Consider the following 16,921-nt stretch of genomic DNA (forward strand, 5'->3'; position numbering starts at 1 on the left):
ACCGATAATAACTCACGCTATGAACCAATCAGGCTCGAGTGACCCACGACAGTGTTCCAAGCGCACCCGCTTGGAGGATCGCTAAGACCATCAGCGCGAAATTATATCGGGCAGGGATTTCTGCAAACCACCCGCTTGTCGTCGGATCAATGACAAAGATATAGAAGGCATAGCTATTCTCGACGAGCAAAAACGCGCCAAAGACCAGAAAGCCGAACGTGAGTCGTGTTCGAAGCGAGAGATGGTTTTTGCCCCACACGTAGAGCAGACCGAGGAGGAGGGCGATGTTGAGAAGCGTAACAAGACGTGTTACATCAAACCAGATGCTCATTTGCTATCACTCCGATTAGGATTCCGGTCGCTTGTATCTGTCTCCTGTTCGGCCTGGATTCGCCGAATGACTGTCTCGATCGTCTCCCAGTTTTGCTTCGTTTTCTCCGAGTGGTGATAGATCGATCCGTATTTGTCGCCGCTGTTGTCCACGAGGCCATGGTCTAGTAACAACTCTAAGTGATACCGAACAGTCGTGTAATCAAGGTCAAGACCGTCTGCAAGTTGGTTCGCATTCTGCGGATGGTTCTCGAGCGCCCGCAACATACGGATGCGATTTGGCCCACCTCGCGCGCCTGCGAGCAGGTACCAGAGGACGCTCTCCATCGTCCCCCAGTAGATAGTCCGCAACGATATATCTCCCGTTCTGATGATCGCTGAGAGGTTCTTAGTGGGAGGAAACGAGTGCTTCTGTTTGGATCGCGTAGAAAAGAGACCCCTACTGAATTCAAAAGATTTCCAGGCGGCTACTTGCTGTTTGTGAGTTTGATCTGGCCGCGCATCGTTTTCGGATGATACTCACACTTGTATTTCGCCATCTTTTCAGACGCAGTAAACGTCATCGTGACTGTCTTGCCTTTCTCTTCGCCCTCCTCACTCTTTTCGAGTTCTTCGCCGTTCTTGTCCAAGAGCAGAAGTTCGTGTTCAAGACCGTCACGGTTTTTCCAAGTGAGTTTGTACTTTTGACCCGGTTTCAGGGAGAGGGTTGGGTTCTTCTTGCCCTTGATCGAATCTGGTGCACGACCCATCCAGCCCTCTTTCTTCGCACCAAGTCGAATTTCCTTTTGACTCCCACCGCCGCCATTCTTTCCCGAATCCTCGTTCTTGTTCTCCTTCGATCCACCGGTACAGCCTGCGAGGGCAGCCATCGCGATGGTACCGCTGGAGAGCAGCACGGCTCGTCGGGACCGACGACTTGTGTTGGACATTGCTGGATATGCCAATGGCGTACCGATTGTAAGATAAGTTTCGGCCAGTCATATGCAGATATTAATTATAGATATGACGTAAATATCCGATATTAGAATTGTCTGAAGAATTCACGTGGAAATACAACTGTGGTTTTGCCCCCGTCGTGGAGATGATTCTCCGGGAGATTTACTCAATTTGCGGGAGTAATCGACGAACTCACCATGCCTGGAGATGCTCCAGTCGATTGGAGAAAGCTCCCGAGAAGAAGGACACTCGCCGCGAAGAAGGTGCTTCCAACGGGTGACGACGGAATCATGAACGACCAGTAGACCTGCGTGACGGCTGTGCCAAACAGTACACTGAGAGCGCCATAGAAGGCTGGCGCACAGCAACAACACGCGGTCGCACCAGATGCAGCAAGTGACCCTGAAAAGAGCTGTTTGCCAGCCACAGAGCCAGCTGTACTCCATTGCTGAACTACAACGGCAACGTTCAAACCAATCAACCCTCCCAAAATGACCATCAACACCAGAGTTCCAACCGAGAGATAGCCAGTAAAGGGAACTGTCGTGCGTAGCGTTCGGGAGCAGCCGGAAGCCCATAGGTCGCTGCAAGGTCTTCGAGACACCCACGGAAATTGCGGCCATTTACGTCTTCGAGACTAGGATCACCAGTTTCGGCATGAGGAAAAACCTGATCACGCCAGAACTGCTGCCAAAACGATTCCGAATCGACGAGGACGCCATCCATATCAAATAGGACTGACTGGATCCGAGACATATTCTAGATCACTAGTTCTCAGACCAAGCCGATTTCGGCACCAGTTGCACTTGGCACGAAGTGAAACAAGTGCTGTCCAACCAGAATGTGTAGAAAACAGGCAGAGTGAAAAATGACATCTGAAAGTGGTTTGTAGAAAGGACGGGTTTATCCTTCAGTAACTTGGACACCACACTATGTCATCAATAGAGCTGACCCCAAGTCAGAAAACGATCTTGACTGCACTCGTCAACCTCCAGGGTGAGAGTGAAGGCGCGATCAAAGGCGAAGACATTGCAGAAGAAGTCGATCGGAATGCAGGGACAATTCGTAACCAGATGCAATCGCTGAAAGCACTCCAACTCGTTGAAGGTGTTCCGGGACCCAAAGGTGGATACAAGCCAACTGCAACTGCGTACAACGCCCTCGATATACAAACCCTCGACGAGGCAGCCGAAGTACCACTCCTCCGCAACGGTGACTCAGTAGAGGACACAACTGTCGAACAGATTTCCTTGAGTAGTGTGCATCATCCAGAACTCTGTCGTGCCGAAATCCATATTCAGGGATCACTGACTGATTTCCATACCGATGATACAGTACGTGTAGGACCAACACCACTCTCGAACCTGATTATCGAAGGCCAACTCGACAACAAGGACGAGACCAACAATATCCTCATTCTCAGAATTCAATCAATGGAAGCATCGAGTGAAAACTCGGACCATTAGTGGTGACCACTCCGGCTTCCGAGTGAACAGCAGATTTATTATACGCTTCATCGCCTTCATACTCTACACCTGGCGCAGTCACTAACTAAGTGAGTACGTCGCCGTCGACGGAGTCGATTTTGTACACCATCGCCTCATCCCTACCCGTTCAAATCGTCCTCTATGTGATTGAGTCGCTCTTCCAAATCCTCGATTTGTCCGTTTCCGATTCATGCTTCCGAAAGCCAAGGACTCATCACAATCAGAGTCGAATGAACCAAGGGCTATTTAATCCACGAAAGGGAGGATGGTGGCAGTTCGGGAGGCAACTCACAGACATCCCCTCATGAAGGATGTCTCTGGGTGATGACGCCAGACAGTGTGGCTCTGTTATGGACTGTGTGAGTGCATGTAGACCAACGGGTAGGGTGATAAAGGAGGTACCGTAAGCACAAAATTTGATTTTAGTTTATATTTGATGATAGCAACACTCCACAAGCGCCACTGAAAGGCGTCGAACAACAACAGAAACGAGCGTAAAACACACTAGTGCGCAGTATATTGAGAGAAATAAACATCAGCAAGTACTTAATGGATTGTAGGTAACGTTGAATTCATCTCGAGCGTCACAATGGGCCCAGAAACTACTAGTTGGTTTGAAAGCACTGCCGAATCACCGAATTCACGTACTTCAACAGAATATGCGTTGTCCCACACTGTCTCTATTACTCCAAATCAATCTGTGGCCGTGGAGGTCATTAATGCAATTGTTGAAACAATAGAGCCACAGAGAGAACAGACATCGCTTAATCTGTATGAACACGTGAATCCCGATGCACTCAAGGAGATTATCGACACAAGTGCAACCAAGAAGAGCGATGTCGAAGTTCGATTTACCTTCGAAGACCATCTGATTGCCGTCCGAAGTAACGATACGATTCGGATCTACAAACCACTAGAAAAGCAACACGAAGCGGATCGGCAACTCGGCCCAGCTCCTTGAGAAAGGCAAGGATGGGGGTACGAAGGATCAATTCCAGGGTACAGATCACCTTCTTCTTGAATGCAGTCTCATGCTTCAGACCCGTAATCCGTGAGCCGGAGCTTCCCCTCAACCTCGTAGAGATGGCCGTTCATGTAGAGTCGTTCGATGATATCCTCGGCAGCGGGTTGATCTAGATCCTCTTCTTCGTTCAAAATCGAATAGGCGTGCTCGTAGGTGAGTTCACGCTCTTCGGGGAGATTTCTCGCAAGCGCGTCAAGCGCGTCTTGGGCAAGTGGGGAGAGTGGCGATTTCCCATTCGGAACCATTCGTACTCACCAATTTACCGACCTCACAGGTAAACCCTCGGTCAAGGTCTGTTCGTGCCACTACTTAGTGCGGTGTAGTAAGGGGGGATAAGCAGCCGATGTGGATGTATGGGTTGGGATGAGTACGAGAATCCACATCGTCTGCTGGGTTACGCTAACTGCACTCAACGCTTGGTACCCGACGGATAAAGTCTTCAGCCAACCACAGCGGAAGTGAAACTGAACGTACCCGCTGTAGACTCATTTCTACCATTCTCACCATCACTACTGCGCCGAGAACAGGACCGACAAGGCAAACACTCATTAGTTAGTATGGAATACTAATCGATAATGCCCAACACAATTAAACGGTCCGGCGATGGCCTCGCTCTCCAGGTCACAAAGCCTGCCCGAGCCGCTGGACTCGTCGAAGAGACCGACGACGAACCCACTCGTCTTGCAGACATCCGTGTGTTTGCATTCGACGGCCTCCTTCTCGTCGTCGACATCGATCGCATCACCGACGAGAATATGGTCGAACTCGCAACGTCAGCCGCGCTCGATACTGTCTCGATCCACCGAGTCACAGATGCTTCACTCCAAATCGCAGGAAATGGCTATCAAGTCCAACTGCCGGGTGCTGCAGATGCTGGCTTTCACGTCGGTGATCAAGCGTCCTGCACACCAGCGCCAAATCTGCTCGTGATTGCGGCAGAGGACTCGGAACGAGTGGCAGCGGATATCGTGACGATTCGACGTGAGCAAGTTTGAAAGTAGTTTTCGTATGTTAGTATCGAATACTAACTCTCGCGACCATGCGTGCTGATTGCGACCACCTCCAGACCAATTCTCATACGCCTATTCAGAACATATACGTATAAAGTTTTTATAGTAGTGGTTACAAAGGGTATCCATGGAGAGTGAAAGTAGCCAACAAGCGGTATCAACAGGAGGTGAAGAACCATCTACAGCGACGATACAGGTACCAGTGCCAGCAAACAACCCAAATCTCTATCGTCACAAAGCAACGGATGAATTACTCCAGTTTTTAATAGACCGTCCTTTCGAGGAGTATACCATCCGAGCACTTGCGTCCATAGTTGACGTAACACATCGGACTGTCGGAAAAGCAGTCGACGTGCTTGCATCAAATGACCTTGTCCACATTCGACACGAAGGAAACAAGAAATTCGTCAGTATCAATCGTGAGCGGGTGATGATTCCAGATAATCCGTTGCTCCGTATCCAACAAGCAGAATTCCACGCACCGGTACGAACTGCTGTCGAGACACTCAATAGTGACCTCGATGATGTGCTCGGAATTCTCGTCTACGGAAGTGTCGCACGTGGTCAAGCAGATCGACAAAGTGACATTGATCTCTGGGTGCTCGTTCGCGAACACCGAGGCCGCAACCAACGACGCGCAGCGCAAATCGGGAAAGAACTCGCGTCGGAGCAGATCAATGGTGAACGATACGACTTTCATATCGTTGTTGAATCTCCCGCGTCTGTGCCCGCACACACGGAAGATATCGCTGAAACAGTCGTCTCTGGAATCACGCTTGCCGAGACCGAAGAGTTCGAGAAATTCCAATCGATAATGGAGGGCCTAGTCGATGAGTGACGATCCGAAGGTGGTCACAGATGCACTTGATACGGCACATTGATCCTTTGAGCGAGGTGGAACGCCAGAAGAAGGGCTTGCCGAACTGACCGAAGAAGAAGCACAACTCAAGAAGGCATGTCGCCTGATTGCTGCCGCCCAAACCCTTCAAGATCAAAATGGCTACCACACAGCGGTCGTCGAACTCGCGTTTGGAGCAATCGAACGTTCATTCGAGTTTTATGCTATCGCGATGAGCGACGATGCAGTCCACGATTTTATGGACCATGAGTATGCGTATCAACGCGCGTTTGAACTGGGAGTGATTAGCGACGATTTGAAAGAAGACTTCCAAGCACTGTACAACGAGAACCGAGCGGCGTCGTACTATTCCGGGCGGGCGGTTACTGCCGAGCAGGCGGATGCCATGCTTGAACTTGCATTAACGATACATGAGTTCTTGCGGGATCATCCATGAGAGCACTTCAACTGTCTCTGTGAGTGAACGAGAACAAACTAAAGAAGCACATCGTTTCATCGCACACAAACGGACGCTAAGACTCGGTATACAGACACAGAAGATTGATCATAGCCCCCACACCCCACTTTGTCCAGTGTCTTCGCGAACATAGAACGGCCAAATACAGCAATTCGCTAGATTATTTCTAGAGACACCCTTTTTCTCTCTAGCTCTGGCTATCATTCGGAGTAATTGAATACAGAGGGATATAAACTTCCCCGTTGTTTAGAGTTCCCGTGTGAAACCCCCGAGTATCTTTTCTACCGAGACACTGGACGCGGTGGGGTGTGTGGGTCCCACGAAAAATAGGACACCGGACACACGAGACACAGTAGACGCGGTGGTTTTATTACCCTATCTAACGAGACTTGGTTCAATGGGGCTGTTCGAGCCAGATACGAACATCTATCGTGACCGGGATATCCTCCGTGAGGATTATCAACCCGAGAAAATCGTGGGTCGTGATGAGGAACTGCAACAGTATATTTCTGCTCTCCAGCCCGTGATTAATGGTGACCAGCCATCGAACATCTTTCTCTACGGAAAAGCAGGCGTGGGTAAGACGGCCTGTACTGGATATCTTCTTTCAGAACTTCAGTCGGACGCAGAAGAGTACGATGTCGATATCAGAACGATTCGAACAAACTGCGAAGACCTTTCCACGAGCTACCAAGTGGCGATTCAACTGATTAACGAAATCCGTCCCCCGGAAGAACATGTCACGACTGGGTACTCAAAGCGCCAGATATACGAAATGCTCTGGGCGGAGCTCGACAATGTAGGCAATACCGTGATCATCGTTCTTGATGAGGTTGACCACATTGATGACGATTCTATCCTCTATCAAATTCCTCGCGCAAGAGCCAACAAGAACCTTACAGAAGCAAAGGTCGGTATCATCGGGATTTCAAACGATTTCAAATTCCGCGAAGGACTCTCGTCAAAGGTTCAATCAAGTCTCTGTGAAAAGGAACTTCAATTTCCAGCGTATGAGGCAGCTGAACTCCGTGACATCCTTCGACAGCGGGCTGATATTGCGTTTCATGAAGACGTTGTTCCTGATGCTGTCATCGCGAAATGCGCAGCATATGGTGCAAAGGACGCAGGTGACGCTCGGCAGAGCCTAGACCTTCTGATGGAAACGGGTGATATCGCCGTTGAACACCAGGCTGAACAACTCACTGAAGCGCACGTTGATGAGGCACGTGACTCACTTGAGAAGAGCCGCGTTGTTGAGGGAGTTAACGGACTTACTCATCAAGGCCAACTTGTTCTCTACGCACTTTTGATCCTAAATGAGGAAGGGAAAACTCCTACGCGCGCTCGAGATGTTCAACCACAATATGAGCTGGTTTGCGAGCGCGCCGCTGTTGATCCGCTTGTCCCGCGTCGAATGCGTGACCATCTTGGTGAGTTAGCTATGCTTGGAATCGCGAGCCGTACGGAGCGGAACAAAGGAGAAGCAGGCGGACGGTACTACGAGTATAGCCTCGATACTAGCCCAGAGCTTCTTTTAGAAGCACTCGAAGAGACAGTGGACATCGTAGGTAAAACCGAATCAATTCAACAACGGTTCGGTGATCAAGTCTGATATAGTCACCCCACTCTGTCCACTGTCTTGCGTTCGTCAGACACTGGACGTAGTGGGGTGTTTGCTAAAGAAGACACTGGACATAATGGGGTGTTTGCTAAAGAAGACACTGGACATAATGGGGTGTGAAGGAAGATTGAGCTTGATGGGGTTGTCTTCTATCATGTAGTAGATCAACAGTAGGGGCAGATCTTTTTCCCGTGTGTCTGACTGTTGGTATCCAATACTAACTCCGGTTTGGGCGCTTCAACCAACTCTACAGACCGGGTGAGTCAGATATCCCTAAAACTGATTAAGTTCGACAGTCATCAGTATTGCCTAAGTATTCGATTGAAACTCTTCTACCCTCGGATATTCTCAAACAATATCTGCATTCAGAATATGTATATTGTATCTGTATACTCTGTAGAGATACGGGCCTGTGATCGTCACCTATTGACCATCTTCTGAAGCCACACAGATCGCTCCCATCCAAGTCGATGCATGAGTTTGGATTTCTCTTTCCTATTGTCTGACGCACCTTTTTGTATGTTGTATATGTATACAGCAAATGCATATGGTCACTGTATCGAGCAACCGGATACTACGTGCTGCAACCTACGTTGAAAAAGGCGGGGTCGGAAAAACGACTACGTCCGCACACGTGGCTGTTGCAGCTGCACGGGAGCATGATCTTGACGTGCTCCTCATAGACTTAGCCGGGAAGCAAAACGACTTGTCCACTCACTTTGGGATGAACGATAAGGTTGAGGATCTCGATGCTCCTATCTCCGCTATTTTTGGCGAAGATTGGGAATTCATCCGAGACAATATTCCAGAGGTCGTCGATCGCATGGTCTATGATACGGGAGAAGGCATTGACCTTATTCCCGCAGATCCTGGACTCGGTGGTGCAGATAATAATCTCGCAAACGTTCCTGTCGAGGAGCGTTTTTCGAAGCTAGATGAGTTCATCACCGAAGACCTGAACGATCGTTACGATTTCGTTTTGCTCGATCTGCCGGGCAAAGAGGACAACATTGCATTGAACGGGTTGTTCGCCGCCAGAAACGTCATTGCGCCACTCAAACCTGGTGCGTTCGAACGAAACCAGCTAGATAATCTTCGCGACGATCTCGATGACCTTCGCAAAGAACATCCAATTGATCCACAGCTTGTGATGGTCATTCCGACGATGGTGAAGAGCTCGACGAACCTATCAAAGGAATTTGTTGCTGAGCTCCAAGAGGCATATCCTGATCAGGCGGCTCCAGTTCCTGTCCCGAATTCACAGGACATTTCGAAGAAGCAAAACAAAGGATGCACACTCTTTGCTGTCCCTGAAGATGAGCTGTACAATACAGGGCAGCGAGTGCTAAACGCGTATCGAGAGAACACCACTGAACTCCTTAACCGACTCACAGAGACCAATGAGCCAAGACAAAGCCGAAAAACTCCTCCAAAACAGTAAGAACCAGAAACGCTCAACGTCTGAACCGTCACCAAGTGACGAGACAGTTGAGCTCACGCAGACGATTCAACAAGCCTATGAAGCAATTGATAACGGTGATGCCAGTTCGAATATCACTGTTCGAGATACGAATCTCGCAGCGCTGTTTCACGGGCTCGAGGAATCTGGTGATCTTGCACACGTTGCAGTCACTGCCCGCTCAGCAATAGACCGCGAAGACAATTCCAATGTAAATCGGAGCCAGACTATTGGGGATCTCATTCGAGTTGGGTTGCAAGAGGTGGCACCTGAGACGGTTGACCAGGCAATGAAGGCGAAGAAAGAGTATCTCCTGTCTAAAGAGGACGAATTCTGAGCACGTTGTCTGTTTCTGCTTTCTGAGTGCACATTCTACATCCGTATATTGAATGTGTATACTGGATATGTATGCCGCATACGAATGCCGAATATATATTCAGAATACGTGTGCTATTTGTTAGTGCTGGTTCACTGGGGATTCTTACCGTACAATTCTAATGCTGGAATACTTACTCTGTGTCCAAATACGATATTTGTATGCTGTATCTGAATATTGTATACAATTGCTCACTCGGAGGAAAGATGAGAAATTGGGTCATCACTGTCTCTGTCCAGGTGTTAAGTTCCTGGCGTAGCCACTCCGTAGTTTCTGGGAGTGATTGCGCGACGTGGAGATATTTGACGCCACCACTGGAGACGATGCGTGGATCCCGAGTGACCAACTCCTGTTCATACAGCGATTGCATCTGCTTCCCAACTGTGCTCGAATCACGGTTGAGAATTTCGGCGATTTCACCGATGGTGTTGTGGGGATAATCGAGAACAGTGAGATATACACGGAATGCTGCTATATACACTCCACAGACTGTGGCCATCGTCTCTGTGAGTTCCAACTCGGATTTTTCATCTAGTAGTTGCTCGAATCTCGCTACACGTTCATTTAGGAGTACTCTCTCCTCTGCTAACTCATTGTCTTCTGTCTTCATACGTGAGAGGACTAGTGATTGCTAATAGGCCTTTCTCACACATCGACCGAATCGTGCTAAAACACCGTTCTATTCCGATTTTGACGATACATAATTCGTACTCTTTATTGGAAGGTCACAGCAAATCGCAGGTGTGTCCCATGCCGAACGCGTTCAAGGACTCTTAGAACTCACCCGGCCAGGGAATGCTATTGCAGCATTGGCTTTTCAACTGCATTCTCGTCGCTGACGACAGCTGACGAACTCAAGCGGCATCCGTACCGGGATCCAGATCGATTGCAAACGGCCTACGAGCAAGCTGGAACAATCGCTGGCACGGCCGCCTACTTCGACGTCTCAGAAACGGCAGCCCGTATGTGGTTGATTTACCACGAGATATATGATCCTGAGACTGAGGGGCTTTCCAACGTTGCTGACCGGCTGGAAGAGCTATCGCCCGAGGATCTCGGACTTCCCCCACTGGGTGAGCGTCGATGAAGACACCGAATTTCGGGGGCGAGTACTGATGTCGATCGGACTGTCGCCCGACGAAGTTGATGAGAATGCGGTATCAGACGACGACTTTGCCGCTTCGATGGGGATAGACGTACCAGAGCTGAGCACATCAAACGCGGTCACGGCAGAGCAGGAGCCCCCAAGCCGAGAAACGATGTGGGCGGTACTCCAGCAGCAGGCCGAGCAGACCAAATCGCTTCAGCAACACATCGAGACGCTCGAGCAAGATCATAAGAAAGTCAAGGAAGACCTGGCCGACGCACACGACCGGGCCAACCGCGCCGAGGCTGTGGCCGACGCCGCGATTGCGCATATCCGCCAACAATGGACGTATTCCACGGACCTGCTCGAAACACGGGTCGACAACGTGACGACGCGCGTATTCGAGAATCACGAACAACGGCTCCAGGACATCGAACACGACCGAGTGGACGTAAGCGACCTCATCAACTCGGACACGACTCACGACCTCGAAATACAACGGAAGACGGCCGCACGACTAGCCGCTGAACGGGAGGACACCGACTCGCCTCTGTCGGGGAACAAGCATCGCATGACGTTCCTCTGGCGCGAGTTCATCGAATCAGCACAGAAGACGAAAGGCGGGAAGCTGGAACTTGATTCGTCGGCGTGCCGTCGTCGGTTGGAACACCGCGCAGGGATTCACAATCCGAATACGAACACCGTGCAGCGGTCGATGAAAATGCTGGCGCGTCACACACGGCACGATGGTGGCGTGAGTGAGTCGGGTGAATGGGACGACGAAGACAACCTCGTTCGCTTCGAACCCGGCGAGCGCGGCGGACAGGCTGCCCGCTTGGTTGCTGACGCGGAAGAGTTCCATGAGTTCGCTGCCGAACAGTCACGGGCCGTGCTCGAACAGGGAGGTGACGAGTAGCGAAGATTACACTGTCGTAATTATCCCTCAAACGCGGGGCGTAATCTTGCCCCGAAGCGGTTCCGGAGTATTCCTCCACAGATGACAAGGAGGGCGCAAATTGCGCCCTCCTTCGATGCGGAACGAACGGTCGGCTACTGTGGGGTGTAATTGCTCTCACTTTTCCCACCGCGCTTGCGAGGTGGAAAAATTCGGGAGAACAGGTCTGGCGGGATTACGCTTCACGTTCGGACGTTAATTACGACAGTGTAATCTTGGTTGGGGGTGTGCATTGGTGAGAACAACAATTGGGGGTTTGGGTGGTTTCGCCGTGGTCTTCGATGCGCATCGTCCATTTGAATGGAATCACTGTGGGTTTATCGTCCAAGGAGATGTGCCAGCAGACCCCTCAAGCCGGACAATATGACTCATCTGGACCAGCCGGTGTTCACGCTCGCCCACGATGTCGAGGATCCGGCTGATGGCATCCACGGTGAACTCGTGCAAGTCATGGCAATGAGCGCACCGACTGCGCTGTCGACCACCCTGTGCGATATGCGGGTCGCCCGGACAAGAGTCGAATCAGTCCGGTATCCATACCCTTTTCGTGAAGACTAGTCATAGCGCTACCCATGCGAGTCACCGTCATCGGAGCCACCGGACACATTGGCACCTACCTGGTGCCGCGATTGGTGCGGGCAGGCCACGAGGTCGTCGCAGTCAGCCGGGGAGAGCGTGATCCCTACCAAGACGATAGCGTATGGACTGACGTCGAGTCAGTCGAGCTTGACCGCGACACCGCCGAGGAACGTGGCGAGTTCGGCGAGGCGATCGTGGCCACCGATCCGGACGCCGTTGTCGACCTGATCTGCTTTGAGCCGGAGAGTGCCGAAGCGCTCATCGCGTCGCTACGCGGGGAGGTCCAACACCTACTGCACTGTGGAACGATTTGGGTCCACGGTCCCAGCGACGTCGTCCCCACGACCGAGGACGCCCCGCGCACGCGTCGGCCGCTCGACAAGTATGGACGAAAGAAAGCCGAGATTGAGGCGTACCTGCTTGACGAGGCGCGACGGAACGACTTCCCGGCGACCGTCCTCCATCCCGGACACATCGTGGGTCCCGGCTGGGAACCCGTCAATCCGGCGGGCAACTTTGACACCGACGTGTTCTCACGACTTGCACGAGGTGAAGAAGTCGCGCTCCCCAACTTCGGGCTTGAAACCGTCCATCACGTCCACGCCGACGACGTAGCACAGGGCTTCCAGCGTGCGCTAGAGAACTGGTCAGCGGCCGTTGGCGAGAGCTTTCACGTCGTCTCACCGCGGGCGCTCACCCTCCGCGGCTACGCCGAGGCCGTCGCCGGGTGGTTCGGACGAGACGCCGACCTCACATACCTGCCGTTCGACGAGTGGACCGATCGACCCGAATACGACGAAGAGGACGTCGAGATGACCGAGGAACACATCCGCTACAGCCCAAACGCGAGTATCGAGAAGGCGCGCAAAAAACTCGGATATGAACCGCGATATACCTCGCTCGAAGCGACCCGCGAGGCGGTCGAGGCTCTGATCGAGGCCGGCGAAGTCGAATCGAGCGAGTAGCGCACCCGCACCGGAGAACCCTAGAATAAAGAGCGGTCACGACCGCTCAGGCCACTCGTCGTCATCGGATTCGCCGACAGTAGTGTATGAGCGCGGAAGTATCGTCGTCATTGCCGATCCGTTCAATGAGATGCTGCAGCGTTTATTGCTGGATAGTGTATAATCCATAACATCATTGCGTCTGTTACTCACGTATCTTCTCCGTTCATTCAATCAATCGGTGTATTAAATGTATCGTCTGAGCCATTCAGTACTCTAATAAGTGATCCGAAGGAATTCCAGCTATGCCTGCAGACTTCCAGCGGATTGGGCTTGGCACATACTCTGATGAGAACCGAGAGCAATGGACAGAGAATGTTTCTGAGGCTCTCGATGTCGGTTATCGGCACATCGATACAGCACAGGTGTACGAAAACGAGACATACGTGGGGAGAGGAATCGACCAGTCTGATGTCTCCCGTGAGGACGTTTTTCTCGCTACAAAGACGGTTCATGAGGTAAAACCCGGTCCAGAACGCGAAGATATTCTGGCGGGTGTCGAGGGGAGTTTTGATCGACTCGGAACTAGCTACGTCGATCTATTGTACGTCCATTGGCCAGCCGATCTTTACGATCCGGAGACGACTCTTGGCGCCTTCAACGAACTCCACGAAACGGGAAAGGTTCACCACGTTGGGGTATGTAACTTCGAGCCCGATCAGCTTGAGCGCGCACGCGAGGTCCTCAATGCGCCGCTGTTCGCCAACCAGGTCGAAATGCATCCCCTCCTCCAGCAGGAGGATCTCGTCGCATATGCACAGAAACACGATCACTGGCTTGTCGCGTTCTGCCCGCTTGCACAGGGAGCGGTATTCGATGTACCTGAAGTCCGGGACGTTGCAGAACGCCATGGGGTGTCGCCAGCGCAGGTGAGTCTCGCATGGCTCCACTCGAAGGACAACGTCGCTGCCATTCCGAAAGCATCAAGTCTTGCACATCTCCGTGCTAATCTTGCTGCTCAAAATGTCGACTTGGACGAAGATGACCTCACTCAAATAGAAGGAATCGATCGCGAACGACGCATTATTGACCGAGAATATGCCCCTTGGAATCGCTGACCCATTTATGCTGTCGTGTTAGGATAGAAGTTGCGACAAATGCGCATAGTTCATTACCGGTAAAAAGCAGACTGGAAACGGTTAAACCCGTGTTTTGAGGCAGTGAGCTCTTAGTGGCCAGCGGTAGATCTGGTTCGAACCATCGTTAATTCGCGAACGGGATAGATTAGTAACTAGAAACGTATTGGAAGTTTAATTGGAGACACTTGTAGAAAATAGATTGGCTAAAATCGTGCATTCTGGGGTCTCTATACCTACTGTAGTCTCATATTCCAGCATAACACTAGATGAGGTTTGTCCTCTCCCGTGCGATCGAACTCGGCATCAACTTCTTCGACACCGCGAACTTCTACTCGGTGGGCGGATCCGAGGAGATCCTCGGCAATGCTCTCTCCGAGTACGACCGTGATGAGCAGGTTGTCGCCACGGAGACTTTCATCCCGATGAACGACGATCCCAATTCGGGTGGTCTCTCGCGCAAAACCATCGAGCAGGAGCTCGATCACAGCCTCGACAGACTCGGAATGGAAACTGTCGATCTGTTCCAGATCGCGCGCTGGGATCAGAACACGTCCATCGAGCAAACCCTTCGAGCGCTCGACGACCCAGTGCGACGTGGCAAAACCTGATATGTTGGTGCGAGTTCGATGTGGGCTCACCAGTTCGCTGAGGCGCTTTATACCAGCGATCAACTGGGCCTCGAACGCTTCGTTACGATGCAAAACCCATATAGTCTCATCTACTGGGAGGAAGAGCGTGAAATGAACCCCTTGTGTGAGAGCAAGAATATCGGACGCCTCTCGTGGAGTCCGCTCGGTGGTGGCTATCTTGCCCGACTTCACGAGGAACAAGATCAAGTGCGCGACGAAGGGCCTGCTGCAGCCCTGCACAACTCCGACACGAGCCGCGAAATCAACGAACGAGTGCAGGAACTCGCCGACGACCACGGTGTGTCGATGGCACAGATTGGTCTCATGTGGCAGCTTTCGAGGGAGGGCGTGACCGCACCGATCTATGGCACTACAAGTGTTGAACATCTGGAAGATGCCGTTGAAGCAGTCGAACTCGATCTCCCCGAAAGTGATATCGAATATCTCGAAGAACCCTACGAACCGGTCGAGCCGGTCGGCATAGAGGTGGATCTGTAATGCTTCTTATCGGCGTTTCGATTCAAATCTTAGAAACCGGTTTCAGAGGTCCTTAGAGCAATATGAACGAGAATAACTGAATTTCATTTTTCATGCAGAATCCCTCAAACGATATGCAAAATTAGCTAAGCGGGTTCTTACCAACAGTGTACCTCATCTGCAGGAGAAATGCTCTGTCTGTAGCAGATGAATCACATCGATTCATGTTGAAAGAAAGGCAAGCATCAATCCCATCCTCCGAAGCTGTGATCTTCCCGGCCCTAGTGATTTGATGTAGCGATATATAGTTTACACTTTTCCAAAGTGCCGATATCGTGCGATAGTGTGGTTATAATCACGCACATTAGACCCCGTATCGGCAGATAGCAGCCAATCGGACAATTATATATCATATGCGATGTCTCAAATTATGGTGCGTGACGCCGAGACCACAAGAGCAACAGAGCGTCGTAATGCACGATTTTGACTGGTTCGCCGATCTCTAACTTCTTCACAAGCGATCAGGAAAGTCGATTTTCGAGTAGTATTCTAACGTTTTCAAGACTAATGGTACACGCTACCCCAGATGGACCTCTCTACTCGCTATGTTCGGTCGAGCGGGCGGACGCCGTCCTTGACTTTTCCTGACTCTACCGACGTCTCTGGCAGCCCCTGTCGCTTGGAACCACTTCCGGCATACATCCGTCATTGTCGGAAAATTATTTAATATCTCGCAAGGAGTATAGAATATGGGAATCGAATCAGAGGCAAAAATCAAATCGACGGCGATAGCTTTCGGAATCGTCGAGTACCTCAAAGAGTCGGGAGGAGCGACGCTGGGAGAGACGGTCGATCATTTCGAAATGCCGACGAGTACGGTACACGACCATCTTCAGACGATGTCGAAACTCGGGTACGTTCTGAACGAGGACGGGACATACAGAATCGGAACCCGATTTCTCGAACTCGGTGGATACGCGCGAATCAACTCCCGTATATTTCAGGTGTCAGAATCGGAGCTGCAGAACTTAGCCGTGGAAACGGGCGAACACGCTAACCTGATGGTCGAAGAGAAAGGAATGGGCGTCTTTCTGATGAAACAGAAGGGGAACGAGGCCATCAAGATAGACACGTACGAGGGAATGCGCGTGTATCTCCACACGACCGCGATGGGAAAGGCGATATTAGCCTTCATGGACGAACCGATGGTCGAAAAGATACTCGCACAACACGGGTTGCCACAGATAACCGAGAACTCCGTCAGCAGTCGGGAGGCCTTGGAGCGAGAGTTGGAACGGATTCGTGAGCGGGGATACGCGACCGATGACGAGGAGCGCCTCAACGGCATCCGATGTGTCGCCGCGCCGGTGACGACAGATTCGGGGACCGTCGCCGGGGCGGTCAGCGTTTCGGCACCGAAAAACAGAATGGAGGGCGAACTGTTCAGGGAGATGATTCCGAGAAAGATTCTCGGAACGGCGAACGTTATCGAGGTGAACATGCGGCATATGTGATTGACGAACGTCCAACCAGGTCTCGGGCACACTCCCGT

16 protein-coding genes and 2 pseudogenes are annotated in these 16,921 nt (G+C 51.4%); 13 read left to right on the forward strand and 5 right to left on the reverse strand.

Annotated features, from left to right (window positions below):
- Window positions 1-28 precede the first annotated feature (28 nt).
- The 3 genes from AC1XDK_RS27055 to AC1XDK_RS27065 form a co-directional block, all read right to left on the reverse strand.
- Window positions 29-331 carry a DUF8036 family membrane protein gene (locus AC1XDK_RS27055; RefSeq protein WP_483353125.1) on the reverse strand — a complete coding sequence of 101 codons (303 nt, stop codon included), beginning with the start codon at window positions 329-331 and terminating at the stop codon, window positions 29-31.
- Window positions 328-657 carry an ArsR/SmtB family transcription factor gene (locus AC1XDK_RS27060; protein ID WP_483353168.1) on the reverse strand — a complete coding sequence of 110 codons (330 nt, stop codon included), beginning with the start codon at window positions 655-657 and terminating at the stop codon, window positions 328-330. Before AC1XDK_RS27060 ends, AC1XDK_RS27055 begins: the two co-directional genes overlap by 4 nt.
- 140 nt (window positions 658-797) lie before the next feature.
- Window positions 798-1,226, reverse strand: a complete 429-nt coding sequence (locus AC1XDK_RS27065) for a cupredoxin domain-containing protein (protein ID WP_483353126.1) — start codon at window positions 1,224-1,226, stop codon at window positions 798-800.
- A 972-nt stretch (window positions 1,227-2,198) separates the two neighbouring features.
- Between AC1XDK_RS27065 and AC1XDK_RS27070 the strand changes: the two genes are divergently transcribed.
- Both AC1XDK_RS27070 and AC1XDK_RS27075 read left to right on the forward strand, forming a co-directional pair.
- Window positions 2,199-2,732: an Rrf2 family transcriptional regulator gene (locus tag AC1XDK_RS27070; RefSeq protein ID WP_483353127.1), complete on the forward strand. Its 534-nt coding sequence runs from the start codon at window positions 2,199-2,201 to the stop codon at window positions 2,730-2,732.
- 610 nt (window positions 2,733-3,342) lie between these two features.
- Complete coding sequence (locus tag AC1XDK_RS27075) at window positions 3,343-3,714, forward strand: HalOD1 output domain-containing protein (RefSeq protein WP_483353128.1); 372 nt, start codon at window positions 3,343-3,345, stop codon at window positions 3,712-3,714.
- Window positions 3,715-3,782: 68 nt separating this feature from the next.
- On the opposite strand, the gene AC1XDK_RS27080 is transcribed toward AC1XDK_RS27075, so the two are convergent.
- On the reverse strand, window positions 3,783-4,022 hold the full coding sequence (locus tag AC1XDK_RS27080; protein WP_483353129.1) for a hypothetical protein: 240 nt from the start codon (window positions 4,020-4,022) through the stop codon (window positions 3,783-3,785).
- A gap of 330 nt (window positions 4,023-4,352) precedes the next feature.
- Here AC1XDK_RS27080 and AC1XDK_RS27085 point away from each other — a divergent pair, with 330 nt between their 5' ends.
- The 6 genes and pseudogenes from AC1XDK_RS27085 to AC1XDK_RS27110 all read left to right on the forward strand — a co-directional run bounded on the left by AC1XDK_RS27085 (window position 4,353) and on the right by AC1XDK_RS27110 (window position 9,520).
- Window positions 4,353-4,772, forward strand: a complete 420-nt coding sequence (locus AC1XDK_RS27085) for a hypothetical protein (RefSeq protein ID WP_483353130.1) — start codon at window positions 4,353-4,355, stop codon at window positions 4,770-4,772.
- 142 nt (window positions 4,773-4,914) lie between these two features.
- Complete coding sequence (locus AC1XDK_RS27090; protein WP_483353131.1) at window positions 4,915-5,625, forward strand: nucleotidyltransferase domain-containing protein; 711 nt, start codon at window positions 4,915-4,917, stop codon at window positions 5,623-5,625.
- A gap of 61 nt (window positions 5,626-5,686) precedes the next feature.
- Window positions 5,687-6,082, forward strand: a pseudogene (locus AC1XDK_RS27095) (DUF8154 family protein); the annotation flags it as partial.
- Window positions 6,083-6,500: 418 nt separating this feature from the next.
- A complete protein-coding gene (locus tag AC1XDK_RS27100) occupies window positions 6,501-7,715 on the forward strand; it encodes an orc1/cdc6 family replication initiation protein (protein WP_483353132.1) in 1,215 nt (404 codons plus the stop codon).
- A 556-nt stretch (window positions 7,716-8,271) separates the two neighbouring features.
- Entirely contained in the window at window positions 8,272-9,165 is an 894-nt protein-coding gene (locus AC1XDK_RS27105) for a ParA family protein (RefSeq protein WP_483353133.1), read from the forward strand.
- Window positions 9,125-9,520 (forward strand): DUF8115 family protein, encoded by a 396-nt coding sequence (locus AC1XDK_RS27110; protein WP_483353134.1) that lies wholly within the window; start codon window positions 9,125-9,127, stop codon window positions 9,518-9,520. The genes AC1XDK_RS27105 and AC1XDK_RS27110 overlap by 41 nt, the downstream gene beginning before the upstream one ends.
- 172 nt (window positions 9,521-9,692) lie before the next feature.
- Here AC1XDK_RS27110 and AC1XDK_RS27115 read toward each other — a convergent pair whose 3' ends face one another.
- A complete protein-coding gene (locus AC1XDK_RS27115) occupies window positions 9,693-10,169 on the reverse strand; it encodes a helix-turn-helix domain-containing protein (RefSeq protein ID WP_483353135.1) in 477 nt (158 codons plus the stop codon).
- Window positions 10,170-10,674: 505 nt separating this feature from the next.
- Here AC1XDK_RS27115 and AC1XDK_RS27120 point away from each other — a divergent pair.
- The 5 genes and pseudogenes from AC1XDK_RS27120 to AC1XDK_RS27140 all read left to right on the forward strand — a co-directional run bounded on the left by AC1XDK_RS27120 (window position 10,675) and on the right by AC1XDK_RS27140 (window position 16,883).
- Complete coding sequence (locus AC1XDK_RS27120; protein ID WP_483353136.1) at window positions 10,675-11,562, forward strand: hypothetical protein; 888 nt, start codon at window positions 10,675-10,677, stop codon at window positions 11,560-11,562.
- Between the two features lie 611 nt (window positions 11,563-12,173).
- Complete coding sequence (locus AC1XDK_RS27125; protein WP_483353137.1) at window positions 12,174-13,145, forward strand: NAD-dependent epimerase/dehydratase family protein; 972 nt, start codon at window positions 12,174-12,176, stop codon at window positions 13,143-13,145.
- Window positions 13,146-13,429: 284 nt separating this feature from the next.
- On the forward strand, window positions 13,430-14,242 hold the full coding sequence (locus tag AC1XDK_RS27130; RefSeq protein ID WP_483353138.1) for an aldo/keto reductase: 813 nt from the start codon (window positions 13,430-13,432) through the stop codon (window positions 14,240-14,242).
- A gap of 296 nt (window positions 14,243-14,538) precedes the next feature.
- Window positions 14,539-15,390, forward strand: a pseudogene (locus tag AC1XDK_RS27135) (aldo/keto reductase); the annotation flags it as partial.
- Between the two features lie 728 nt (window positions 15,391-16,118).
- Entirely contained in the window at window positions 16,119-16,883 is a 765-nt protein-coding gene (locus tag AC1XDK_RS27140) for an IclR family transcriptional regulator (RefSeq protein WP_483353139.1), read from the forward strand.
- Window positions 16,884-16,921 lie beyond the last annotated feature (38 nt).

This window comes from Haladaptatus sp. HS23, from assembly GCF_056892285.1.